General features: G+C 68.6%; 21 protein-coding genes. 6 read left to right on the forward strand and 15 right to left on the reverse strand.

Features of this window, described 5'->3' with window-relative positions; all coding sequences use genetic code 11:
- Window positions 1–63: 63 nt before the first annotated feature.
- A complete protein-coding gene (locus tag AU185_RS00190; RefSeq protein WP_059100320.1) occupies window positions 64–561 on the forward strand; it encodes an Rv1352/Rv1906c domain-containing protein in 498 nt (165 codons plus the stop codon).
- Window positions 562–570: 9 nt separating this feature from the next.
- Window positions 571–1,815, forward strand: a complete 1,245-nt coding sequence (gene lipE, locus AU185_RS00195) for a lipase LipE (protein WP_059100321.1) — start codon at window positions 571–573, stop codon at window positions 1,813–1,815.
- A 26-nt stretch (window positions 1,816–1,841) separates the two neighbouring features.
- Here lipE and AU185_RS00200 read toward each other — a convergent pair whose 3' ends face one another.
- From AU185_RS00200 to AU185_RS00225, 6 genes are all read right to left on the reverse strand, one after another.
- Window positions 1,842–2,954 (reverse strand): FAD-dependent oxidoreductase, encoded by a 1,113-nt coding sequence (locus AU185_RS00200; protein WP_059100322.1) that lies wholly within the window; start codon window positions 2,952–2,954, stop codon window positions 1,842–1,844.
- A gap of 35 nt (window positions 2,955–2,989) precedes the next feature.
- The gene (locus AU185_RS00205) at window positions 2,990–3,250 is read right to left on the reverse strand and encodes a hypothetical protein (protein WP_059100323.1); all 261 of its coding nucleotides are present in this window, start codon (window positions 3,248–3,250) and stop codon (window positions 2,990–2,992) included.
- A 32-nt stretch (window positions 3,251–3,282) separates the two neighbouring features.
- Window positions 3,283–4,083 (reverse strand): glutaminyl-peptide cyclotransferase, encoded by an 801-nt coding sequence (locus AU185_RS00210; RefSeq protein WP_059100324.1) that lies wholly within the window; start codon window positions 4,081–4,083, stop codon window positions 3,283–3,285.
- Window positions 4,084–4,171: 88 nt separating this feature from the next.
- A complete protein-coding gene (gene hrpA / locus AU185_RS00215; protein WP_059100325.1) occupies window positions 4,172–8,086 on the reverse strand; it encodes an ATP-dependent RNA helicase HrpA in 3,915 nt (1,304 codons plus the stop codon).
- Complete coding sequence (locus AU185_RS25415) at window positions 8,064–9,218, reverse strand: FUSC family protein (protein ID WP_197413444.1); 1,155 nt, start codon at window positions 9,216–9,218, stop codon at window positions 8,064–8,066. Before AU185_RS25415 ends, hrpA begins: the two co-directional genes overlap by 23 nt.
- A 39-nt stretch (window positions 9,219–9,257) precedes the next feature.
- Window positions 9,258–10,151, reverse strand: coding sequence for a mycobacterial-type methylenetetrahydrofolate reductase (locus AU185_RS00225; RefSeq protein WP_059100327.1), 894 nt, complete (start codon window positions 10,149–10,151; stop codon window positions 9,258–9,260).
- 199 nt (window positions 10,152–10,350) lie between these two features.
- Here AU185_RS00225 and AU185_RS00230 point away from each other — a divergent pair, with 199 nt between their 5' ends.
- Together AU185_RS00230 and AU185_RS00235 are read left to right on the forward strand one after the other, a co-directional pair.
- Window positions 10,351–11,811 (forward strand): protein adenylyltransferase SelO, encoded by a 1,461-nt coding sequence (locus tag AU185_RS00230; RefSeq protein WP_059100328.1) that lies wholly within the window; start codon window positions 10,351–10,353, stop codon window positions 11,809–11,811.
- A gap of 122 nt (window positions 11,812–11,933) precedes the next feature.
- A complete protein-coding gene (locus tag AU185_RS00235) occupies window positions 11,934–13,007 on the forward strand; it encodes a M42 family metallopeptidase (protein ID WP_059100329.1) in 1,074 nt (357 codons plus the stop codon).
- An 8-nt stretch (window positions 13,008–13,015) separates the two neighbouring features.
- On the opposite strand, the gene AU185_RS00240 is transcribed toward AU185_RS00235, so the two are convergent.
- From AU185_RS00240 to AU185_RS00255, 4 genes are all read right to left on the reverse strand, one after another.
- Complete coding sequence (locus AU185_RS00240; RefSeq protein ID WP_059100330.1) at window positions 13,016–13,669, reverse strand: hypothetical protein; 654 nt, start codon at window positions 13,667–13,669, stop codon at window positions 13,016–13,018.
- 159 nt (window positions 13,670–13,828) lie between these two features.
- Window positions 13,829–14,536: a DUF899 domain-containing protein gene (locus tag AU185_RS00245; RefSeq protein ID WP_059100331.1), complete on the reverse strand. Its 708-nt coding sequence runs from the start codon at window positions 14,534–14,536 to the stop codon at window positions 13,829–13,831.
- A gap of 67 nt (window positions 14,537–14,603) precedes the next feature.
- The gene (locus tag AU185_RS00250; protein WP_059100332.1) at window positions 14,604–14,831 is read right to left on the reverse strand and encodes a DUF7218 family protein; all 228 of its coding nucleotides are present in this window, start codon (window positions 14,829–14,831) and stop codon (window positions 14,604–14,606) included.
- Window positions 14,832–14,853: 22 nt separating this feature from the next.
- Complete coding sequence (locus AU185_RS00255; protein ID WP_059100746.1) at window positions 14,854–15,972, reverse strand: alpha/beta hydrolase; 1,119 nt, start codon at window positions 15,970–15,972, stop codon at window positions 14,854–14,856.
- Window positions 15,973–16,191: 219 nt separating this feature from the next.
- Here AU185_RS00255 and AU185_RS00260 point away from each other — a divergent pair, with 219 nt between their 5' ends.
- Window positions 16,192–17,166 carry an aldo/keto reductase gene (locus tag AU185_RS00260; RefSeq protein ID WP_059100747.1) on the forward strand — a complete coding sequence of 325 codons (975 nt, stop codon included), beginning with the start codon at window positions 16,192–16,194 and terminating at the stop codon, window positions 17,164–17,166.
- A gap of 12 nt (window positions 17,167–17,178) precedes the next feature.
- Here the strand turns inward: AU185_RS00260 and AU185_RS00265 are convergent, their stop codons facing one another.
- The 5 genes from AU185_RS00265 to AU185_RS00285 all read right to left on the reverse strand — a co-directional run bounded on the left by AU185_RS00265 (window position 17,179) and on the right by AU185_RS00285 (window position 23,393).
- Window positions 17,179–19,002, reverse strand: a complete 1,824-nt coding sequence (locus tag AU185_RS00265) for a fatty acyl-AMP ligase (RefSeq protein WP_059100333.1) — start codon at window positions 19,000–19,002, stop codon at window positions 17,179–17,181.
- 54 nt (window positions 19,003–19,056) lie between these two features.
- Window positions 19,057–20,232, reverse strand: a complete 1,176-nt coding sequence (locus tag AU185_RS00270) for a metallophosphoesterase (RefSeq protein ID WP_059100334.1) — start codon at window positions 20,230–20,232, stop codon at window positions 19,057–19,059.
- 76 nt (window positions 20,233–20,308) lie between these two features.
- The gene (locus AU185_RS00275) at window positions 20,309–21,406 is read right to left on the reverse strand and encodes an acyl-CoA dehydrogenase family protein (protein ID WP_059100335.1); all 1,098 of its coding nucleotides are present in this window, start codon (window positions 21,404–21,406) and stop codon (window positions 20,309–20,311) included.
- Window positions 21,407–21,413: 7 nt separating this feature from the next.
- Complete coding sequence (locus AU185_RS00280; RefSeq protein ID WP_059100336.1) at window positions 21,414–22,589, reverse strand: acyl-CoA dehydrogenase family protein; 1,176 nt, start codon at window positions 22,587–22,589, stop codon at window positions 21,414–21,416.
- Window positions 22,590–22,673: 84 nt separating this feature from the next.
- On the reverse strand, window positions 22,674–23,393 hold the full coding sequence (locus AU185_RS00285) for an NUDIX hydrolase (protein WP_059100337.1): 720 nt from the start codon (window positions 23,391–23,393) through the stop codon (window positions 22,674–22,676).
- A gap of 91 nt (window positions 23,394–23,484) precedes the next feature.
- Between AU185_RS00285 and AU185_RS00290 the strand changes: the two genes are divergently transcribed.
- On the forward strand, window positions 23,485–23,733 hold the full coding sequence (locus AU185_RS00290; protein ID WP_059100338.1) for a hypothetical protein: 249 nt from the start codon (window positions 23,485–23,487) through the stop codon (window positions 23,731–23,733).
- Window positions 23,734–23,739: the final 6 nt, after the last annotated feature.

Here is a 23,739-nt window from a genome sequence, read left to right on the forward strand (position 1 = left end):
AGCTCCCGCTGTGGCGGCGGGTTTTTGATTGCCATCGGCAACTTGCGCTTAGACTGGCTCCCTATGAAGCTGACGCGACCCGCAACCGTCGCCGCGACGGTGCTCCTCGCCCTGGGTGGGGCGGGTGCCGCGCAGGCCCAGCCGGACGAACCTCACCATCCGGATCCAGCCGCCCCGGGGCCATCTGCCGCGCCCGGGCCGGCACCGGCACCGGGGCCGGGACCGGCCCCGCAGGCTGCGCCCGCGACGCGCATCGACCGCGACGGCACCTACAAGGTCGGCACCGACATCCTGCCGGGTACCTATTCGACGGCAGGTCCGATCGCCGACGGCGCCTGCTACTGGAAGCGCGTCAACAACGACGAGATGCCGGACAACGCGCTCACCAAGAAGCCTCAGGTGGTTCGCATCGAGGCGACCGACACCGCGTTCACCACAAGCGACTGCCAGCCGTGGCAGCAGACCAACGCCGCCCCGCCGCCCCAGGCCGCGCCCAGCGACCTGCTCGGACAGCTCGGCGCGTTCATCGGCAAGGGAATCCTGAACGGCGGCCCCGGCTAGCCTGGCGGCGTGGCTGATCTTCGCGCCGAGGGCCGGATCCGCGTGCCCGCCGATCTCGACGCCGTGACTGCGGTCGGCGAAGAGGACCATTCCGGAGTCGACCCCGCCTCGGTCGAGCGCATCTGGGACGCCGCCCGGCATTGGTATCGAGCCGGTATGCAGCCCGCGATCCAGTTGTGCCTACGCCGCAACGGCAGAGTCGTGCTGAACCGGGCGATCGGGCACGGTTGGGGCAACGGTCCCGCCGATCCGCCCGATGCGGAGAAGGTGCCCGTCACGACCGAAACACCGTTCTGCGCGTACTCGGCGGCCAAGGCGATCACGTCGACGGTGGTGCACATGCTCGTCGAGCGCGGGTGCTTCTCGCTCGACGACCGCGTCTGTGAGTACCTGCCCAGCTACACCAGCCACGGCAAGCACCGCACCACGATCCGGCATGTGCTGACCCACAGCGCGGGGATTCCGATCCACACCGGACCGCGTCCGGACCTGCGCCGCATGGACGACAGCGAGTACACCCGCGAGAAGCTGGGCGAACTCAAACCGCTGTATCGGCCCGGCCTCGTCCACATCTATCACGGGTTGACGTGGGGTCCGCTGATCCGCGAGATCGTCGGCGCCGCGGCAGGCCGCAACATCCGCGATGTCCTGGCGTCTGAGATCCTCGAGCCACTCGGATTCCGGTGGACCAATTATGGCGTTGCGGCACAGGATGTTCCGCTGGTTGCGCCGAGCCACGCGACCGGCAAAGAGCTCCCCCAGCCGGCCGCCACCGTATTCCGGTTGGCGGTCGGCGGGTCGCTGTACAAGATCATTCCGTTCTCGAACAGCCCGCAGTACCTCACCAGCGTGCTGCCGTCGTCGAACACCGTGTCTACCGCTTTCGAGCTGTCGCGCTTCGCCGAATTGTTGCGTCGCGGCGGCGAACTCGACGGTGTGCGGGTGTTGGCACCCGAGACACTGCGCGCTGCGACCGCCGAATGCCGACGGCTGCGGCCGGATGTCGCGGTCGGGTTGGCGCCGCTGCGCTGGGGCACCGGCTACATGCTGGGGTCCAAGCGGTTCGGACCATTCGGCCGCAATACTCCCTCAGCGTTCGGGCACACCGGCCTGACGAACATCGCCGTGTGGGCCGATCCGCAACGCGGGCTCGCCGCGGGTTTGATCAGCAGCGGCAAGCCGGGACCGCATCGCGAGGCCAACCGGTACACCGCGCTGCTGGACTGCATCACCTCGGAGCTCCAGCCGAACTGACCCTGCGCCAGAGCCCCTACGCGACTTCAGTTTCGACGCACGCCGCGGTAGATGCCGCGCCATACGATCCAGGGCATCAGCACCCGATCGATCGACCAGCCGGGAAAACCGAACGCCTGGCCATTGGGCGTGAACACCTCGAGCCCGTCGGGCTGCGGTCCGAGCACCGACCCCCAGCGACGGCTCGCCGGCCGATAGGACCGCAACGGCTTTCCGGCCAACTCGGCGCGAATGTTGTGGGCCAGCAGCCCGTCGGCGCGGTTGCGGGCCGACGTGCGCAGCGGATCGGTCGCGGCGACGTCACCGATCGCGTACACACCGCGCTGCCCCGGAACCCGAAGCTCGGGTGACACTCGCACGAAGCCGTGCTCGTCGAGCATCTCCGGCGGCAGCCACTGCGTGTTGGGCCGAACCCGGCCGATCGCCCACAGCACCGCATCCGCGGCGGTTTCGGGTTGGGCGGTGCTCCACTGCACCGGCCCGGTGGTGAGATCGTCGCACTCGAAGCCGTCCGGTACGACTGCCCGGTGACCGGCGTGCACTCCGACGCCGAAGTCGTTCAGCCGGCGGCTCACCCGGTCCCAGACGCGGGCGTGGTGGTGCACCAGCGCACGGTCGCCGGGGTAGTACAGCCCGATGCGCTTGCCGGGGTAGGTGCGCGCGAGGTTGGCGGCGCTGCTCACCGCGGCGGCGCCACCGCCGATGACGACGACCGAACGGGCTGCGGCCAGGCGCTGATGCGCCTCGCGGAGGTCGGTGGCGATCTCGTCGGCCGACTGCAGGCGCGGTTGGCGCCAGAACCCGTTGGTGACGCCGGTCGAAATGACCAGGGCGTCATAAGGTTCGGCGGTCGTGCTGCCGTCGCCCTGTTGTACGAACACCTTTCGCGCGGCCAGGTCGACTCCGGACAGCGTGCCGTGAAGTGTCCGAACACGATCGAGGCCGCGGAATCGGTCGAAGGTGATCCAGTTGTAGCGGGCCCAGTCGTTCGGACGGCTCAGCCGCATCCCGAGTTCCTGGCCGCTGAGCAGACCCGGCTTGGCGGAGATGCCGACGACGTCGGCGTGCCGCGCTAGCTTGATCGCGGTCAGCACACCGCTGTCACCGAGGCCCGCGATGACCACCCGCGCGCGGCTCATCGACCGCCGTTCTTCAGGTGTCGCACCCAGTCACCCTAGCCAGTCGGCAGGTTGCCGACCTCCAGACCGGCGATCTCGGACTCTCCGTCGAAGATCACCCGCCCGAAATCTTTGACCACGCAGCGCAACCGGCCGCCGAGATGCTCGAAGTCGGTGTCGACGTTGCATCGCTCGGCGGGCAGCGGCACGGGAAGCGTGTGCGGCTCCAGATGTGTGCCGTCGCCGTGTAATTCGATCTGATAGCGCAGCGACGTCGCGCGCAGGCGCCATGTGCGGTCCCCGATGTCCGAGCGCACCCACGCCGTCGGCGGAGTCAGGCGAAAACCCTCTACGACGGCGTGGGCAACCGGACCCGGTACATCGACGGCCAGAACTTGCCGGTCAACAGATATTCGTCGCCGTCGACGTGGGCGATGCCGTTGAGCACCTTTTCACGGCCGGCGTCCTGCTCGGGCCACAGCCCGGCGGCATCGACCACGGTGTCGACCCTGCCCGTCGCCGGATCGATGCGCACGATCAAGTCGGTCTGCCAGACGTTGGCCCAGACCCGGCCGTCGACGCACTCCAACTCGTTGAGGTTCCGCAATGGCTGATCGTCGCGGGTGACGGCGATGGAGCCGGTCTCGGCGAACGTCGACGGGTCGTGGAACCGCAGCTGGTCGGTGCCGTCACTGCGGACCAGCCGGTCACCGTCTCGGCACAAACCCCAGCCTTCCCCGTCGACCGGAACCTCCCGCAGCGGGGTGAGGGAGCTCTTGTCCCATTCGACCGCAACCCCGTCCTCCCAGGTCAACTCCCAGATCCGGTCGTCGACGACCGTGATGCCCTCGCCGTAGTAGTTGTTCGGGACGGGCACCGCTCGGCGCAGCTCGCCGGTGTTCGGGTCGAGTTCGCGGAGCTGCGATTTGCCGGCGACGCCGGTGCCCTCGTACAACGTCGACCCGTCGAGCTCGAGCCCCTGGGTCCACGCCGTGCTGTCGTGGGGAATCTGGGCCAGCACAACGGGTTTGATCACCGGTGCCGGACCGGTCGACGGGTCACTCTGCGCGGTCGGCGACGAACCGCCACACGCCACGGGGACGACGGCGAACATCGCGATCGCCACACGGCGGGCAACCCAGGAATACATAGGCCCTATGCCTACCGGATGCAACGGCTTCGCGCGCGGTTGCGGCGAACTACGCGCTACCGGGTCAGGGCGGTCCGCAGTTGCGCCGTCAGGGCCGGACCGCGTCGATCGCCCGGTAGATGCGCTGTTCGCTGACCGGCCGCGGGGTGCCGAGCTGTTGCGCCCACAAACTGACCCGCAACTCCTCGATCTGCCGGCCGATGTCGCGGACGTCGGCGGCGGCCGCGCGCGCGGGCGACAATGCGTGCACCAGCTCGTCGTAGGCGTCCTGCACCGCGTGCACCCGCTGCATCCGGTCACGGTCGGCGCCGGGCGCGTGCGGCAGCCGATCCAGCCGCCTGCCGATCGCGAGCAGGTAGCGGCGCAGGTCGGCCAGATGCGCGGCCCCGGTCGCCGTGACAAAGCCGCGGGGCAACAACCGGTCGAGCTGCGCTCGGATGTCAGCGACCGCGTCGGCCTGGGCGGCCGACGGCGCCGCCGGCAGCGCCACTTCCACATCGTGCGCCGCCGCGAGCACCTGCTCGACGCGCGTGACGATTTCGACGGTGGTGCGCACCAGGTCGGAGGCGACGCGGTCGCGCAGCGCAGCGAACTCGTCGCCTGTCCACGCCGGTGTGGGTGCCAGCAGGTCGGTCGCCGCGTCGGCGCAGTCTTCGAGCAACGCCTGCAGTGAGCCAGCCGGGTTGGCGCCGAGAACCAGCCGGGTCCGCGGCTGTAGCTGGCGTTCGACGGCTTTCACCGGAGAAGACACGGCGATGCGCAGCAGTCTGCGGGTACCCGGCCCCATCGACGCCTGTTGTTCGGCAGCTGTCGGGAACACGTGGACGTCGACCGCGGCGCCGGCGTCGACGAGTGCCGGATATCCCCGCACGGTGTGGCCGCCGACGACCCGTTCGACGCTGCGCGGCAACACATCCAGGTCTTCGGGCCACGAACGCAGACCGATCCGGTCCAGGTCGCCGGCGACCGCGTCGGCAACCGCGCGTCGCACCGGGGCCGCGAGCCGCTGCTGGAGGGCTTCGAGGTCCTTGCCACGTGCCAGTTCGGTGCCGTCGGCGTTCTCGACGGCGAAGGTGACGCGCAGGTGCGACGGCAGCTTGTCGAGGTCGAACGCGTCGATCGGCACCAGAACGCCGGTGCGCCGGTGCAGTTCGCGCTGCACGGCCTCGAGGAGCGGTTCGCCGCCGGGTGTGATTCCGGCCAACACCGCGCGCGCCGTGTCCGGAGCGGGAACGAAGTTGCGGCGCAGGTTTTTCGGCAGCGACCGGATCAGCGCGGTGACCAGTTCCTCGCGCAGCGCGGGCACCTGCCAGGCGAACTCGTCGCCGCCGAGCCGGGCCAGCACCTCGACCGGCACGTGCACCGTGACACCATCGTCCGCGGCGCCCGGTTCGAATCGGTAGCTCAACGGCAGCGACAGCGCGCCGGCCTGCCAAGCATCCGGCTGGCCGTCGACCGCGTCGTCAGTTCGCAGGAGATCGTCGCGGGCGAAGGTCAGCAGCTCCGGCGTCACGTGGCGCTGCTTCTTCCACCACGCGTCAAAGTGCCGCGCCGACACCACATCCGCCGGAATGCGGGCGTCGTAGAACGCGAAGACCTCGTCATCGCCGACGAGCAGGTCGCGTCGGCGCGCCTTCTCCTCGAGCTCCTCCAGTTCCGCCCGCAGCCGGGCGTTGTCACGGAAGAAGTGGTGGCGGGTCTGCCAGTCGCCCTCGACGAGGGCATGCCGAATGAACAACTCGCGGGCGAGGTCGGGTTCGATCTGCGAGTAGTTCACGCGGCGGCGCGGCACCAGCGGCAGCCCGTAGAGCGTCACCCGCTCATAGGCCATCACGGCGCCGCGCTGGGCGTCCCAGTGCGGCTCGCTGTAGGTGCGCTGAACGAGATGCGCGCCAACCCTTTCGGTGACTTCGGGTTGGATACGCGCGCCGATTCGCCCGTAGAGCCTGCTGGTTTCGACGAGGTCGGCGACGACGATCCAGCGCGGCGGGCGTTTCGTCAGCGCGGAACCCGGCGCGAGAACGAACTTCGCGTTGCGCGCGCCCTGGTATTCGCGGCCGTCGCCGTCGCGCAGCCCGATGTGCGACAGCAGGCCGGCGAGCAGCGCGGCGTGCACCCGCGCCGGATCGGCAGGCTCCCGGTCATCGGACTCCGTGATACCCAAGTCCCTGGCGATGCTGCGCAGCTGCCCGGTGAGGTCCTGCCACTCGCGGATCCGCAGGTAGTGCAGGAACTCCTCGCGGCACATGCGACGAAACGCATTGCCGGACAATTCCTGTCGCTGCTCGCGCAGATAGCGCCACAGGTTGAGGTAAGAGACGAAATCCGAGTGCTCGTCGGCGAACCGAGCGTGCTTTTGCCTGGCGGCCTCCTCGCGGTCGGCGGGCCGTTCCCGCGGATCGGGGATCGACAGCGCCGCGGCCAACACCAGGATCTCCCGCACGCAGCCTTCGGTGTCGGCCTGCAGGATCATCCGGCCCAGCCGCGGGTCGATCGGCAACTGCGCGAGCCGCCGGCCGATGTCGGTGATCGCACCGTCGGCGTCGAACGCGCCGAGTTCCTGCAGCAGCTGCACACCGTCGCGGACGCTGCGCCGATCCGGCGGGTCGAGAAACGGAAACGTCTCGATATCACCGAGATTCAATGCCGCCATCTGCAGAATCACCGCGGCCAGGTTGGTGCGCAGGATCTCCGGGTCGGTGTAGCGCGGCCGCGATGCGAAGTCTTCCTCGGAGTAGAGGCGGATGCACACACCGGGTGCCGTGCGGCCCGAGCGGCCGGCCCGCTGCGCGGCGGAGGCCTGTGAGATCGGCTCGATCGGCAGCCGCTGAACTTTGGTCCTGCGGCTGTAGCGGGAGATGCGGGCGGTGCCCGGGTCGACGACGTACCGGATGCCGGGCACCGTCAACGACGTCTCGGCGACATTGGTGGCCAGCACGATGCGACGCAAGGCGCGGCTGGGCTGAAACACCTTCTGCTGCTCGGCCGTTGGCAGCCGGGCGTACAGCGGCAGCACTTCGGTGTTGTCATCGACGATGCCGCTCAGGACCTGACTGGTGTCGCGGATCTCGCGCTCACCGGACAGGAAGACCAGCACGTCGCCCGGCGGCTCACTCGCCAGCTCACCGATGGCGTCGACGATCGCTTCGGTCTGGTCGCGCATCTCGGTGCGCACCACCTCGTGGTCGGGATCGTCGGGGTCCGCCGCGTCCGGGTCGTCGACCGGTGCGACGGCGACTTCCAAAGGCCGGTAACGAATCTCAACGGGATAGGTGCGTCCCGACACCTCGACGATCGGCGCACCCGCGAAATGGGCGGCGAAGCGTTGCGGCTCGATCGTCGCCGAAGTGACGATCACCTTGAGGTCCGGCCGCCTAGGCAGCAGTTCGCGCAGGTATCCGAGCAAGAAGTCGATGTTGAGGCTGCGCTCGTGGGCCTCGTCGAGGATCAGCGTGTCATAGCGCAGCAGGCGGCGGTCGCGTTGGATCTCGGCCAGCAGGATGCCGTCGGTCATCAACTTCACCAGCGTGCGGTCGCTCGCCTGGTCGGTGAAGCGCACCGTGTAGCCGATCGCATCACCGAGCGGACTGCCGAGTTCGTCGGCGATGCGCGCAGCGACGGTCCGGGCGGCCAGGCGCCGCGGCTGCGTGTGCCCGATGGTGCCGCGCACACCGCGGCCGAGTTCGAGGCAGATCTTCGGCAGCTGCGTCGTCTTGCCCGAACCGGTTTCGCCGGCGACGACCACCACCTGATGCGCGTTGATCGCCTCGGCGATGTCGTCGCGGCGGTCGCTGACCGGCAGGTCGGGATAGGTGATTTCGGGCATCGCGGCCATCCGGGTGGCCACCAGCGCCTCCGCGGCGGCGATCTGTTCGGCGATCCGGCGCAGGTTCTCCGGTCGCTTGTCGCGGAGGTTCTTCAGGCGGCGGCCGATGCGGGCCGCGTCGCGGATCGTCAGTGCGTCGAGCCGCGCTCGCAACTCAGCGGCTGACAGTCCGGACACTCGGGTCAGAATAGGCGTCGCGCGCGGAGTCAACTTCCTCGCAGAGGCGCTGGGCGTCGGTGTAGAGGCCACCGTAGATGGCCCACTGCGTCGGCCGGTCGAGCTCGCGGTTTCGGACATGCACCGTCAGTTCGTCGAACGCCGATGTGCACCTGCGGGCCTCCTCGGCCAGAGGTTCGTCGCCGAAGTCCGCGACGGTGTGCATCGCTCCTGCGGCCGCCACGGCGTCGCGCACGGCCGCGAGCAGGGTGCCGTAGTCGCGCAGGAACTCATCGTGTTGCATGCCCGACTCGTCGCGCTCGACGGCGCGGGCCAAACCGGTCGTCACCCATCGCAGCTCTTCGCTGATCCGCTCGAGCGCGTGGATCGTCACCCGGTGACCCGCGACCCCGGTGTCGGAGCGGACCAGGAGTCGCCGCAAATTCAGCTTTGTGGTGCGCACGGCGTGGTCGAGGGTGTGGCGCGCCTGCGCCGCCTTATTCGGCAGGGCGTCGGCGCGCCAACGCCAATCGCGCGCCGCCTCGATGCTGACGTCGCCGTCCACCAGCTCCTCGGCCATGTCCGACATCAGTTCGACCATCGATCCGCTGACCGATTCGACGGCGTACCGGGCGCTGCGATAGCGCAACGGCGGAGCGATGACCAGCGTCACCACGAGCGCCACCGCGGCGCCCAGCAGCACCATGCCCGCGATGGACGGCAGAGGGCTGCCGGTCGAGGCGTTGCCGGACGGCTGCGCGAAGGCGCCATACGCGAAGATCGCCGCGACCGTGACGTTTATCCCCTGGCTACCCAACCGGCGCCAACGCCCGATGACCAGCGCGACGATGAGCATCACCGGAAACAGCCACACCGCGACTCCCCACACCCACACCCCCGCTCCGGCCAGGCCGATGCCGGCGAGCATGGCCGCCGTGTACCGAAAAGCCTTCGCGACCGAGTCGGCGATCGTGATGTCGACCAGCAACAGCGCGGAGAACGCAGCGAAGGTGGCGTGTGAGGCGTCGAACACCTCGGCGGCCAGCAGCCAGGCGATGGTGCACGCGATAACGGACTTCACCAACGCGAGTGCCGTTTCGCGGTCCAGGCTCACCTGCGCGAAGCCCCGGGCGCGCGCTACGAGACTGCCCACCACCTCATCTGGCCTTCCCGCTGCCGCGGGACTTAACCGTCAAGCCTTGTCGGGTGCCCAGTACTCGAGCATCTCGGCGAAGGTCTCGAACGCGGGCGTGGACACGCCGTACGTCGCCTCGAGGTGGATGCTCAGCGGAAAGCCGAGGTCCGCGACGCCGTCGATGACGCGCTTGTACAGGTCGAGCATCAGCTTGCGCTTTTCCCCCGGCTCCGTGGCGGCCAGGCGCTTGACGAACTCCTGCTCCTCGGCGACCGCGGCGTTACCCGGATCCTGGATCAGCCAGTCGATCAACCCGACTTTGCTCTCCATCTTCGGCACGAAGCCGAACGACAGCAGGATCTCCGGCCGGTGATCGGTGTTCTCGGCGAAGTCGCGCAGGAAGCCCACGATCGCGTCCGAGTAGAGCAACTGGGTCATGCCGTAGGTAGCGCCCCGCTCACACTTGAAGGTGAACCGGCCCTGCTCCCCGTCGCGGGTCGGAATGAGGATCGCCCCGCGGTTCGGCACGAGATCGTCGTAGATCGACAGCGCATCCACCGGTGCGACGCCAGAGCCCTCGCCGTCGTTCATCGTGCGCGGCACCCCGACGAACGCGATGCCGTCGAATCCGGCACGCGACAGCTCCGTCAGGCGGCGCCGCAGCGTCGGTTCGTCCATGAACGCGGTGACCTGAGTGCACAAGCCGTTCACCCCGGCAAGCTCGGGCGTGATCATCGACCAGAAGTCGAGCACGTCGAGTTTCGGCTTCATCTCGATGGGCCGGTCGGCGTCCTCTTCGATCATGCCGGGGATCATCACGTGCCTGATGCGACCCTCGAGACCCGTCTCGGCGGAGCATCGCAGCACCTTGTGCGCATCCGCCAGCGCCTGCTCGCGGCCCCGCTCGACGTTCGGCGGCACGAGCTCGAGCGCGATGGTGTTCAGCGTCACCGAACTGCTCCTCATCAGACAATTACTTCCCGCGGCGCGGCAGGTCCACGATGACCACTGGTCGCGAATTCGCGCTGCTGCCCCGGGAGCATCACCATACAGCCCCGCGCGTTTGTGAATCTGACGACGCAAACGCGCCTCAAACCGTCGCCGGATTCACAAATGAAGACCCGGCGGATCCGCTCGTACTGTGGAAGGGGTGAGCATCGCACCGCCAGCCTTCGCTTTCGCCGACCACTACGCCAGCCAGCTGCCGGAGTTGGCGGTCCGCTGGCAGGCCGAGGCGGCGCCCGACCCGCGGCTGCTTGTGCTCAACGAGTCGTTGGCCGCCGAACTGGGAATCGACGCTGAGTGGTTGCGCGGGCCCGACGGGCTGCGGCTGCTGGTCGGCACGCTGGTGCCGAGCGGCGCCACGCCGGTCGCGCAGGCATACGCCGGGCATCAGTTCGGCGGTTACGTCCCGCGGTTGGGCGACGGACGGGCCCTGTTGCTCGGCGAGCTCACGACGACCTCCGGAGAGCTGCGCGACCTGCACCTGAAGGGATCCGGCGCGACGCCGTTCGCCCGCGGCGGCGACGGGCTGGCGGCGGTGGGCCCGATGCTGCGCGAGTACATCGTCAGCGAGGCGATGCACGCGATGGGGATACCGACCACGCGCTCGCTGGCCGTCGTCGCGACCGGCCGCCAAGTGCAGCGCGAGACGCTCCTGCCGGGCGCGGTGCTGGCTCGCGTCGCCCGCAGCCATCTGCGCGTCGGCACGTTCCAGTACGCCGCGAACACCGGCGACACCGACCTGTTGCGGCGCCTCGCCGACCACGCGATCGAACGGCACCACCCGGCGGCCGCGGACGCGGGCAACCGTTATGTCGCGCTGTTCGAATCGGTGGTGGCGGTGCAGGCGGCGCTGCTCGCGAAGTGGATGCTCGTCGGTTTCGTGCACGGCGTGATGAACACCGACAACATGACGATCTCGGGCGAGACCATCGACTACGGGCCGTGTGCGTTCATGGAGGCCTACGACCCCGAAACGGTGTTCAGCTCGATCGACTCGTGGGGTCGCTATGCCTACGGCAACCAGCCGGCCATCGCGGTGTGGAACCTGGCCCGGTTCGCCGAGGCGCTGCTGCCTCTGTTCGCCGACGATCAACAGCAGGCGATCGCGATCGCCGAAGGCGGTCTCACCGGCTTCACGCCCCGGTTCCAGGAGGCGCTTTCGGCGGGCATGTGCGCCAAGCTCGGCCTCGCGGACACCACCCCGGACGAGATCGCGGTGCCGCTGATGAACGACCTGATCGCGCAACTGCACCAGAGCCACGTCGACTTCACGTCGTTCTTCCGCCATCTCGGTCAGGCCGCCCGCGGCGACCACGAACCCGCCCGCGGCCTGTTCCTCGACCTCGCCGCGTTCGACGACTGGCTGGCGCGGTGGCAGGCGTTGAAGCCCGACCCCGCGGTGATGGACCGCGCCAACCCGGTTTACATTCCGCGCAATCATCTCGTCGAGGAGGCGCTGACGGCGGCCACCGGCGGCAACCTCGAGCCGCTGCACCGGTTGCTGGACGCCGTGACCGCGCCTTACGACGAGCGCCCGGGGCTCGAACGTTACGCCGAGCCGGCGCCGGAGGACTTCGGGAAGTACCGAACCTTCTGTGGGACCTGACCCGCGAAGCACCGGGCTGTGCGTGCCGGTGATGACAAGGTATCCGCATCCGCCGGTCGCCTAGCGGCCGTCGCGTCGCCGCGAAGATTAGGCCGACGGCGTCACGGGCAATATCAAGATCTATGGCCACCGACGATGCGCTGCACCGCGACCTGCTTCAAGAATTGCTCCACGCGTACGGGCCGTGCGGCCAGGAAGACGCCGTGCGGGAGATCTGCCACCGCGAGTTGGGCCCACACGTCGACGAGGTATGGGTCGATGAGGCGGGCAACCTGGTTGGCCTGATCCGCGGCGCCGACAGCGAGGCGCCCGCCGTTCGTGTGATGGCGCACATGGATGAGTTGTCGATGCTCGTCAAGCGCATCGACTCGGACGGCATCCTGCACATGACGCCGCTGGGCACGATGTATCCGGGCAACTTCGGTCTCGGGCCGGTCGCGCTGCTCGGCGACAAGGAGACCGTCTGCGGCGTGTTGACGCTCGGTTCGGAGCACACCACCAAGGAGAGCGAGCGGATCTGGGAGACCAAGCCGGATCAGGGCGACAAGGCGCTGGACTGGATGCACGTGTACGTGTTCACCGGGCACAGTCCCGACGATCTCGCCGACGCGGGCATCAGACCCGGCACCCGGGCGTGCGTGCACCGAAGCAAGCGCACGCTGATCGACGTCGGCTCCGATTACCTCGGCTGCTATTTCATGGACGACCGCGCCGCGGTGACCGCACTGCTCGATGTGCCCCACCGGTTGGGGAAACGCGGGCAACGCCCCGCGCGGGACACCTATCTCGTGTTCACCACGAGCGAGGAGGTCGGCGGTATCGGCGGCTCGTACGCCAGCCATTCGCTGCCCGGCGATCTGACCCTGGCGTTGGAGGTGGGTCCGACGGAGGCCGAGTACGGCACCACCTGCAGCGGCGGCCCGATCATCGCGTATAGGGACGCCGAGAGCGTCTACGACAAGGTGGTGGCCGACACGTTGCTCGAAATCGCCTCCGGCCTCGGGATGTCCCCTCAGCCGGCGGTGCTGGGCGCGTTCGAATCCGACGCGTCGCACGCGAAGGCCAGCGGGCTGACGCCGCGCGCGGGCCTGTTGTGCCTGCCGACGCTCAGCACGCACGGCTACGAAGTGATTGCCCGACAAGCGATTCCGGACATGGCCGCGGTGCTTGCCGAGTTTCTGCGGCGCGGCGCGTAACGGCGCGCTCAGCCGTCGAGTTCGCCGGCGATACCCCGCTCGATGGCGGCGCGGGCACGCTCGGGCAGCACGATCAACCCGTCGAGTTCGCGACGCGCCAGCTCGTAGCCGCGTTCACGCTCCTGCGGGGTGGCCGCAGTGTCGGTGGCGACGCGCAGCATGTTCTGCGCGCGGGCGAGCCGCAGCTGCTCCTGTGCCGAGAAATCGCTGCGCCGACGCCGGACCGCCTCGTTCTCCGCGGCGTCGAAGGCGGTGACGTAGTCGGTCACCGCGTCGACGTACTCGCGCGCGGCCTCGCCGTCGACGGCGAGGTCCTCGGCCTTTGCCGGCCGCAGCAGGTCGGCGCGCAGCTTGGTGCGGTGAAACCGCTCGGTCAGCGGGTCGCGCATGTCGGTCATCAGCGGGAAGTCGAGCAGCTTGGCCAGATCCAACTCGTACTCCAGCCAGCGGGTGTCGGTGCGGTCGTGCTCCTTGACCGCGCGGGCGATCGCTTGCCAAGGGGCGGCGGTGTTCGCGCGCCGCGGCGGTTCGGCGGCGGATGGTCGGGGCGGCTCGCCGTGGCGTGCGCGGGCCGCCGCCACCGCCCGCCATCCGCCGTACAGCACGCCGGCGAGCGGGACGAGCACGATCAACAGCTCGACCAGGCGGAAGATCAGGCCCATACCGACTCCATGGAGCCAGGATGCCACTGCCGGTGCAAGGGGTGCCGGTCCGTGGACCTACGCGCGAGATTGCACTCAGGGTTGCGGATGTGCGCTTGAATCGGAGGCAGCGAGCACAACCCTGACCGCAATCTCGGCGGTAGCTTCGACACCCATTAGCTACTCGGCGCCGGTGCCGTACGCGCGCGCGATGTCGGGCGAGTCGAGCCAGCCCGAGTACGTCGGGCGCTGCGGCCAGCCCTCGGGCGAATCCTGCCACTCCTCCTGGCGACCCCAGGGCAGCACGTCGATGAGCGCGAACGAATGGCTGAGTTGTTCGGTGCCGCGGCCATTGGTGTGCCATGTCCGGTACACGGTGTCACCGTCTCGCAGAAACACGTTTACCGCGAACCCTTCGCCGGGCGCGGCATCGACGTCGGCGCCGAACGAACTCTCCGACGACGAGTACCAGGTCATCTTGTTGCCGACCTTGGTGCGGTAGGCCAGCGCCTCCTCGATAGGGCCGTTGGTGACGATCACGAACCGGGCGTCGTAATTGTCGAGGAACTCCAGCCGGGTGAACTGGGAGGTGAAACCGGTGCAGCCGCCGCACTGCCACTCCGCGCCGTCGGTCCACATGTGGTTGTAGACGATCAGCTGCGAGCGCCCCTCGAACACGTCGGCAAGCCTGACGGGACCGTGCTCGCCGATCAGCGTGTAGTCGGGCATCCGGACCATGGGCAGCCGCCGACGCTGGGCGGCGATGGCGTCCAGTTCGCGCGTCGCGGCCTTCTCACGCCTTCGCAGGTCGTCGAGCGCGGCGCGCCACGTCGCCACATCGACGACGGGCGGTAGGGCGGCCGGTTGAGTCGTGACGGGGTTCGTCATCGTCAATCCTCCTGCGGGAGATGGTGCACTCGCAGGTTATGACCGACTCAGCGGCCGAAAGTCATCGTCAGCTCTTCTTGGACCCGCCGGACTTCTTGCCGCCGCCGGAGTTCTTGCCGCCCTTCTTCGACGCGTTGGGCGTGTTCGCGATCGCCGCAGCGCGCGACTTGCTCATGCCCTTCTTGCGCAGGCCCTCGTACTGTTTGTCGTTCTTGACGCTGGAACCGTGATCCTTCGCCATGGTGGCCTCCTCCATCGTGGTGCGTTCGGGATACCCGCAGATGACGGCCCCCACACAGCGATGACGTGCGTGGTGTTTAGACAGCGGCGGCGGCCTCGCCTTGAAGCTGCCGGTCGCGGACATCGGTGAGGAAGTTGCTCACCTCGACGGCGAGCCGCCGCGCGTGCGACGAATCGACGAGGTCGAAGGCATGTCCGGCGCGCGGTATCTCGCTGTACTCCACCGTATTACGCGATACCGCACGTAATCTCTCACCGAACTCTCGCGCCTCACCCACCGGGATGATGGTGTCCTGTTCACCGTGAACGAGCAAGAACGGCGGCGCGTCCTTGTGAATGCGCGCCAATGGAGAAGCGGCGGTGAAGATGTCGGGATGGCGAGACTGCCTGCGTCCCACGACAACTCGCTCCAGGAAGTTCTGGAAGTTTCTGCGCGCCGGGGTCGAGCGGTCCTGCCAGTCGTAGCGACCGTAGATACCGACGACCGCGTCGACGGAGGTGTCGGCGTCCGTGGTGAGCTCACCGCGGAACGCCGGGTCGCCCGGTGTGAGGGCGGCGAGCGACGCGAGGTGCCCACCCGCCGAGCAGCCCGCCACCGCGACGAAGTTGCGATCTCCGCCGTACTTGTCGACGTTGGCGCGCGCCCACGCGATCGCTGCGTTGACGTCGGCGATCTGGCGCGGCCAGCGGTGCAGCGGTGACACCCGGTAGTCCATCGTCAGGCACACCCAGCCCTGCTTGACCAGGTGATGCAGCATTGTGTGGCCCTGCATGACGCGGGAGCCCTGCACCCAGGCGCCGCCGGGCACGAACAGCAGCACCGGGGCGTCGGGCGGCAGGTCGGGCAGCCGCCAGACGTCGAGAAGCTGTGCAGGGTGATCGCCGTAGCGCACCGATCTGCGGTAGAGGCACTTCTGCCGCTGCGCACGGAAGCGCAGGTACGGCGGTACTCGGGTGCCGCGCTGCGACGCGATCGATGCGTCGGCGGCGTCTGCCGGTGCGGCCTCCGGAGCCGCACCGAAGCGGCGGGTGACCATGCCGCGCACCGCGGCGGGCGCGTAGTGGTGGCCGTACATCGCCATCGCGGTCAGGCCGGCGAACGGCTCGAGGTGCTTGCCCACCACCGGCAGCGACGAGTACAGCCTTGTCGACGCCATGACCAGGTCGAATGGGTGAAGCGAGCGGGGCAGCGACATCGTCATCCGGCCATCGCCAGGTCGGCATCGCCAGCTCGACCGCTGCAGGAGTCGCAAGCGACTTCGTCAAGGCTGAAATGCCCGCAAGTGGGACAGATGAACTCGAGCATGCGATACGCCTTTCGAGGCTGGTGTAAACGCCGACTTTCTGCAGCCCGCCTCACATACCCCGGCCCTCGGGCTGCAAAACCCGTCCGGTGTGTCAGTACCGTGGGCACGGTGAAGTACTTGGACGTCGACGGAGTGGGCCGGGTCAGCCGTATTGGGCTTGGCACCTGGCAGTTCGGCTCCCGCGAATGGGGTTATGGCGACACGTATGCGGCCGGGGCCGCCCACGAGATCGTGCAGCGCTCGCTCGCCCTGGGCGTCACGCTCTTCGACACCGCCGAAATTTACGGGTTCGGTAAGAGCGAGCGCATCCTGGGCGAGGCGCTCGGTGACGCCCGCGCTGACGTGGCGGTGGCCAGCAAGGTGTTCCCGGTCGCACCGTTCCCGGCAGTGGTCAAACAGCGTGCACAGGCCAGCGCGCAGCGGTTGGGGCTGCAGAAGATCCCGCTGTATCAGATTCACCAGCCGAACCCGGTGGTGCCCGATTCGGTGATCATGCCCGGTATGCGCGACCTGCTCGACAGCGGCGTGATCGGCGCGGCCGGCGTGTCCAACTATTCGCTGGACCGCTGGCGCAAGGCCGACGAGGCGCTGGGCCGGCCGGTGATCAGCAATCAGGTGCACTTCTCGCTGGCTCATCCGCAGGCGCTCGAGCATCTCGTGCCGTTCGCCGAACGGGAGAACCGCATCGTGATCGCCTACAGCCCGCTCGCTCAGGGGTTGCTCGGCGGCAAGTACGGACCCGAGCACCGGCCCAGCGGCGGCGCCCGGGCAATGAACCCGCTGTTCGGCACGGAGAACCTGCGCCGCGCCGAACCACTGCTGCAGACGCTGCGCGATATCGCCGCCGACGTCGGCGCCAAACCCGCGCAGGTGGCGCTGGCGTGGCTGATCGGCCTGCCCAACGTCGTCGCCATACCGGGCGCATCGAGCGTCGAACAACTCGAGTTCAACGTGGCCGCCGCCGACATCGAACTCAGCGCGGACGCTCAAGCAGCGCTCACCGCGGCGGCCCGGGCGTTCCGGCCGGTGTCGACCGTCCGCTTCCTGACAGACACGGTCCGGGAGAAACTCGGCGTGCGCTAGCGGTCGTCGAGACTAACGGCGCAGCTTTCCGCCGATGTATTCGGCACGACAGGCGCCGCGGGCGAGCTTGCCGCTCGTCGTGCGCGGAATGGCCCCTGCCGCGACGAAACGGATATCGGCGGCCGCGATGCCGTGTCGCAGCACGACAGCGTTGCCAATCGCCTCGATCGCCGGCGCCGGATCGAGTCGTGCCGTGCCGCTCGCGCGTTCGGCGACGATCACGAGGGCGCCCTCGCCATCGGGTCCCGGCACCGTGAACGCGGTGACGTGCCCCGGTCGCGCCATCGCCGAGGCGTCTTCGGCGGTGGCCTCGACGTCCTGCGGGTAGTGCTGTTTGCCGTCGATGACGATCATGTCGGCGCGCCGGCCGGTGACGTACAGCTCGCCTTCTCGGTGAACGCCCAGATCGCCGGTGCGCAACCAGTTTGCCTGCAGTGCAACGCCTTCGGCGTGACTGCCGGATGGCAATCGGGACGTGAGCCGGGCCCCGAAGGCGCGACGTGTCTCGTCGGGCCGGCCCCAATAGCCTTTCCCGAGATTGTCGCCGTGCAGCCAGATCTCGCCGATCCGGCCGTCCGGCAATTCCGCGCCGGTGTCGGGGTCGGCGACGACGGCCCACTGGCTGCGCGCCACCTGTCCGCAGGACACGTGCGCCACCGCGCCGGGACAACCTGCCGCGACGGGCACGGCGTGGCCCTCGGCGAGTTGCTCGCGGTCGAAATACACTGCGCCGGCGTGGGCGTCCGGTGCGATGGTCGAGACGAAAAGCGTTGCCTCCGCGATACCGTATGACGGTCGAAACGCATTGAGCGGCAATCCGTATGGTGTGAACGCGGCGTTGAACGTTTCGATCGCCTCGATGCTGACGGGTTCGGAGCCGACGATCAGCACCGCCTTGCTCAGGTCGAGGTGGTCGCCGGGTGCGGGCAGACCCCGCTGCGCCGCGTACTCGTAGGCGAAGTTCGGTGCCGCCGTGACCACCCGGCCCTCACGCGCACCGTCCGACAGCGCCTTGATCCACCGCTGTGGACGGCGGATGAACGCGGTGGGCGACATCAGCGTCGAATGCCCGCCGTACACCGCCGGGAACCCGATCATCGACAAGCCCATGTCGTGAAACAGGGGTAACCAGCTAACGCCATGCACTCTTCGGTCGAGCAGGTCGATGGACAGGATCATCTGGATGAGGTTGGTACCGACCGCGCGGTGCGTGATCTCGACACCGACCGGCGGCCGGGTCGCACCAGAGGTGTACTGCAGATGCGAGATGTCGTCGAGACGCAGCGGCACCGGTTCGAAATCGTCACCGGAGTCGGTGATGTCGTCGAGCAGTACCACCCGTGGAGCGGGCACGCCGTCGAGGCCGGCGAGAAAGTCGTGCACGTTCGCGGCCGCGGCCGCGGTGGTCACCACCACCGAAGGCTCGGAGTCGCGTAGCGCGGTGCCGAGTCGTTGGGCGTGGCCCTGTAATTCGGGTGCGAACAACGGGACCGCGATGGCGCCCGCCTTGATCGCGGCGAAGAACCCGGTGACGTAGTCGAGGCCCTGCGGCGCCAGGATGGCCACCCGGTCTCCTCGCTGCGCGACCCGTTGCAGGTGCGCGGCGACCGCCCGTAGGCGCGCGCCGAGTTGCCTCCAGGTGAGTTCTGTGACCCGGCCGTCGGTGTTGCCGGTGTAGTCCAGGTAGCGGTAGGCCGGCGCATCGCCGACGTTGGCGATGTTGCGGTCGATGAGCGAGATCAGGTTCACGCCGGCGGGCACCGCGACGTGGCCGTCGGCGTCCAGGCAGTCCTCGATCCGCAACAGTCCATCGTGGGTCACGGTCCGTTCACCCATGAGCGCAGTCTAGGTACCGCTGCCTCGGTCCTGGTACGTCCGTACCAGAGCCGGTTACGCCTCGCGTTGGAGTGAGAGGACCGTGATGTCCGGTGGCGCACCGATGCGTACCGGCGGGCCCCAGAACCCGACCCCCCGCGTGACGTACAACTGGGTGCCGTCGACGGCCGAAAGCCCCGCGAGGGACGGTTGCACGCTGCCGACGACGTAGTGGAACGGCCACATCTGCCCGCCGTGGGTGTGCCCGGACAGCTGCAGGTCCACTCCGCGCTCGGCGGCCTCGTCGACCAGCACGGGCTGGTGCGCGAGCAGCACCGTCGGGCCCGCCGGACTCCGTCCAGACAATGCTCGGTCGAAGTCCGGACCGTCGGATCGCGATGCCCCGGCCAGGTCGTTGACGCCGGCCAGGTTGAATACCGCACCCCCGCGGCGGATCAGCGTGTTCTCGTTGCGTAGCGGCCGGATGCCCAACCGCTCCAGCTCTCGAAGCCACTCGAGCGTGTCGTCGACGAAGTATTCGTGGTTGCCGGTGACGAAGAACGTGCCTTCCCGGGACGCCAGGTCCCCCAACGGGGCTGCGGCCGAACCGAGTTCGCCGACGGTGCCGTCCACCACGTCGCCGACGATCGCGACGAGATCCGGCGAGGTGCCGTTGATCATCTCGACGATCCGCTCGGTGTGTCTCCGCCCGGCCAGCGGTCCGAGATGGATGTCGCTCACCACCGCGATGCGAAAGTCGTGAAACGCCGGATCGAGGTTGCGCAGCCGCACCGGTACGCGCAGCAGGTCGGGTGGACCGGTCGCCGTGGCCGCCCCGAAACCGACGAGGCCCACAGATGCTGCGCCGGCGGTGACGGCGCCCGCCCGGGCGAGGAACAGGCGTCGAGTCAGATCTGCTGGCGCCGTCGGGTTTTCTGGGTCGGTCGGCGCCGTCTCGGCGCGCACCCATCGGCGCAGCACCAGGCGCACGGGTTCGAATACCAACAGGACCAGCAACAGGTACGCGGCCACTCCGAACCACAGGTAGCCGGGCCAGGCGAACCAACCCGACTCGGCCGGGCCGATCACCCGGGGCAGCACCAGCGCGGCGAGCAGCACACCCGCCAGCGCGAGCAGGATGGCGGTCAGCGCGCGACGCGCCCGGCCCGGCCTGGTGGTGTCCTTGATCAACCTCTTCCACAAATAGAGGTGCATGACCGCGAGCACCGCGCCGAGAACGACGATGAACATGCGCACCCTTCGCGGTCGAATTGGTGATTTCGGTGTCGTTGGTTGCGTTCAGCGCATCCCCCGACACCGAAGTCGCTCAGAGGGACACCGTTCCGTAGTCGCCGACGTGGCCGACCAGCGTGCGCAGCTGGTCGTCGGCCGTGCCGAACGTGTTGTCGATCGCGGTGAGCCGCGCGGCGTAGTGGCCGACCGGATATTCGGCGGTCATGCCGATGCCACCGTGCAGCTGGATCGCTTCCTGCGCGATGTGCCGCCCGGACCGGCCGATCTGCAGTTTGGTCCGCGCCGCGATCACCGGGTCGAACCGCCCGTCGGCGATCGACATCGCGGCGTAGAAGTTCATGCTGCGCGCGAGCTCCAGCGAGACATACATGTCCGCCGCGCGCTGCGTCAACGTCTGGAACTTGCTCAGCGGAACACCGAATTGCTTACGGCTGGTGAGGTATTCGGTGGTGAGCCGCAAAGCCTCCTCCATGGCGCCGACCGCCTCCGAGCACAGCGCCGACTGATAGCGGATCACGGTGCGCGCGACGTACTCGGCCGCGTCACCACCGTCGCCGAGCGGTTCGGCGGGGGCGGCGTCGAAGTCCAGCTGAGCACCGCGGCGGCCGTCGAACGTGCGATAGGCCTGTCTGGTCGTCGCGGCGGCCTCGACGATGAAGAGGCCGATTCCGCCTTCGGGCAGCGCCGCGGTGACGACCACGGTGTCCGCCGAATCACCGGCCAGCACAGGGTTTTTCCGACCGCTGACCGTCCACGTGTCGCCGCTTCGCTCCGCACGAGCGGCAGGCTCGGTGGTCGGGACGCGCGCGCCGGGCTCCGCATGGGCGAAGGCCAGCAGCGTGTCACCCGCCGCCACCCCCTCGAGGATCTCCTTCTGTTGTTCGCTGCCCAGTTCGGCGATCAGGCCGCCCGGGACGAGCGCCGCCTGCGCGACCGGCTCCGGTGCGAGCCGCCGGCCGATTTCGGTCAGCACCACCATCGCCTCGATCTGGCCGGCCTCGGTGGGGTCGAAACCGAGCCCCAGAATGCCAACCTCGGCCAGTTGGGCCCACACCTCGCGGCGCCAGCCGGGCTCGGCCTTGGTGACACCGGCGATGTCGTCGTCGCGCGACAGCACGTCACGGGTGACGTCGCGGAGCAGTTGTTGTTCCTCGGTCAGGTCGAAGTCCACAGTCGGCTCACAATCCCAGGATGGTCGAAGCGATGATGCTGCGCTGAATCTCGTTGGTACCGCCGTAGATAGACGTCTTGCGATAGTTCAGGTAGCGGGGCGCGGCGTCCTGTGCCCACGCCGGAGTATCGATGTCACCACCGGCGTCGAACGGCAGGGCATCCGGACCGGCCACCTCGACGAGCAGCTCGGTGGCGGCCTGCTGCAGCTGGCTGCCGCGCAGCTTGAGGATCGACGACGCGGGGTTGGGTTTGCCATCGGCCTCCGATCCGCTGACCCGCATCTGCGTGAGCTCCAGCGCGAGCAGCCCGGTTTCGATCTCGGCGACGCGCGCGGCGAACAGCGGGTCATGCAGCAGCGGAGTGCCGTTGACCTGCAGCTGTGCGGCATGGTCCTTGACTTGAGACATCCACAGCTTCGTCAGCCCGATGCGGGCGATGCCGGTGCGTTCGTTGCCGAGCAGAAACTTGGCGTAGGTCCAGCCCTGGTTTTCCTCGCCGACGAGTTGGTCGGCCGGGATCCGGACGTCTTCGAAGAAGATTTCGTTGACCTCGTAGCTGCCGTCGATCAACTCGATCGGGCGCAGTGTGATCCCCGGTGTGGACATCTCGGCCAGGAGGAACGAGATGCCGGCCTGCCGCTTGGGCGCGTTCGGATCGGTCCGCGCGAGCAGGAAGATCCAGTCGGCGTACTGGCCGAGTGTCGTCCACGTCTTCTGGCCGTTGACGACGTAGGTGTCGCCGTCGCGCACCGCGGTGGTGCGTATCGACGCGAGGTCCGAGCCCGCCTCGGGTTCGGAAAAGCCCTGGCACCACCAGATGTCGATGTTGGCCGTCGGCGGCAGGAACCGCTCCTTCATCGCTTGCGAGCCGAACTGGGCGATCACCGGGCCGACCATCTTGGTGTTGAAGGCCAGCGGTTCGGGCACACCGGCCAGTTGCATCTCGTCGAGCCAGATCTGCCGCTGCAGCGGCGACCACTTCTTACCGCCCCACTCGACCGGCCAGTTCGGCACGGCCAGCCCATTCTCGTTGAGGATCCGCTGGCTGATCACCATGTCCTCGGGGAAGTTCGGATGACCGGTCTTGCCCCTGTCGCGGATGTCTTCGGGAATCTCGGTGGCGTAGAACCGCCGCAACTCGTCGCGGAACGCAGCGTCCTCGTCACTCAGTGCCAACTTCAAGGTCCACCCCGTTCTGTCGTGCGGTTGCTCACCGGATACCCGTGTCCGGCAAGTCCATGTGAGTGCATATGAATTGTGCCCGTCCTACTTCCACGCGAAGACCGGTTGCTCGAGTTCGTCCACCGGATCGTGGCGGCCTTCCAGGCACCACCACCGCAGTTGCAGAAGCACCGCGCCCGTCGGCGCGTGGATCAGGTCATTGCCCAGCGGTACCTGCACCACCGGTCGCGGGCTCTCGGGGATCTCGATGAACCGCGGCGAGTCGTCGCGCTGCAGCTGGTGTAACCCGACCCGGTACACCGCGACCACCTCATCGGGCGCCGGTCGCGGATCGAGCCGGCCGCCACCCCAGAGCACCACCGGGGTGATGACGTATCCGGATCGCGTCGGATAGTCGTCGAGCAGGCCCAGCACCGTCGACTCCGGCAGCCTTACCCCAACCTCCTCGTCCAGCTCGCGCAGTGCCGCGTCGATCACGGTCTCCCCAGCGTCGAGCCGGCCGCCGGGCAGCGCCCACTGCGCGGCGTGCGATGTCAATCGGGATGCCCTGCGACACAACAGGAAAGCCGCGCCGCCCGAGACGTCGACCATGCGTCCGTCGAGGCCGGCTTCCGGCATCGGGCGCCCGTCGATCCAGTCGTCGACGTTCGCCGGATCCACCCGGTCCTCACCGACCTCGGAATCGACGAGCACCACGGCGACCGCCGCGTGCCTCTTGGTCGGGTCGGTCACCGCGCGACGCCGGTGTCCCGACAGGTTCGCCCTGATCCGCTCGCGCAGCGCATCGTCGTAGGAGATCGTCACCGCTTGACCATAATGACGCGTTGTTTCGTCGGCGCGGTCCGGGGCAACTCCGTCAGCACGCTGCAGTACCAGCCCAACGGAAGGGATCGACATGGCACTCGACGACGACGACATCACCACGTCAGGCGCAGAAGGCGAAGGGCCGGCCGACGGCGGCTCGAATCCGGAGGGCCACGACGGCGGCGCAGACGGCACCGCTGGCGGTGAAGGCCCCGCTGACGGCGGCTCCAACCCCGAAGGCCACGACGGCGGCGCAGACGGCACGGCCGGCGGTGAAGGCCCCGCTGACGGCGGCTCCAACCCCGAAGGCCACGACGGCGGCGCCGACGGAACCGCCTGATCCCTT

It is taken from the genome of Mycobacterium sp. GA-0227b (assembly GCF_001499855.1).
In the GTDB taxonomy this organism is placed as follows: Bacteria; Actinomycetota; Actinomycetes; order Mycobacteriales; family Mycobacteriaceae; genus Mycobacterium.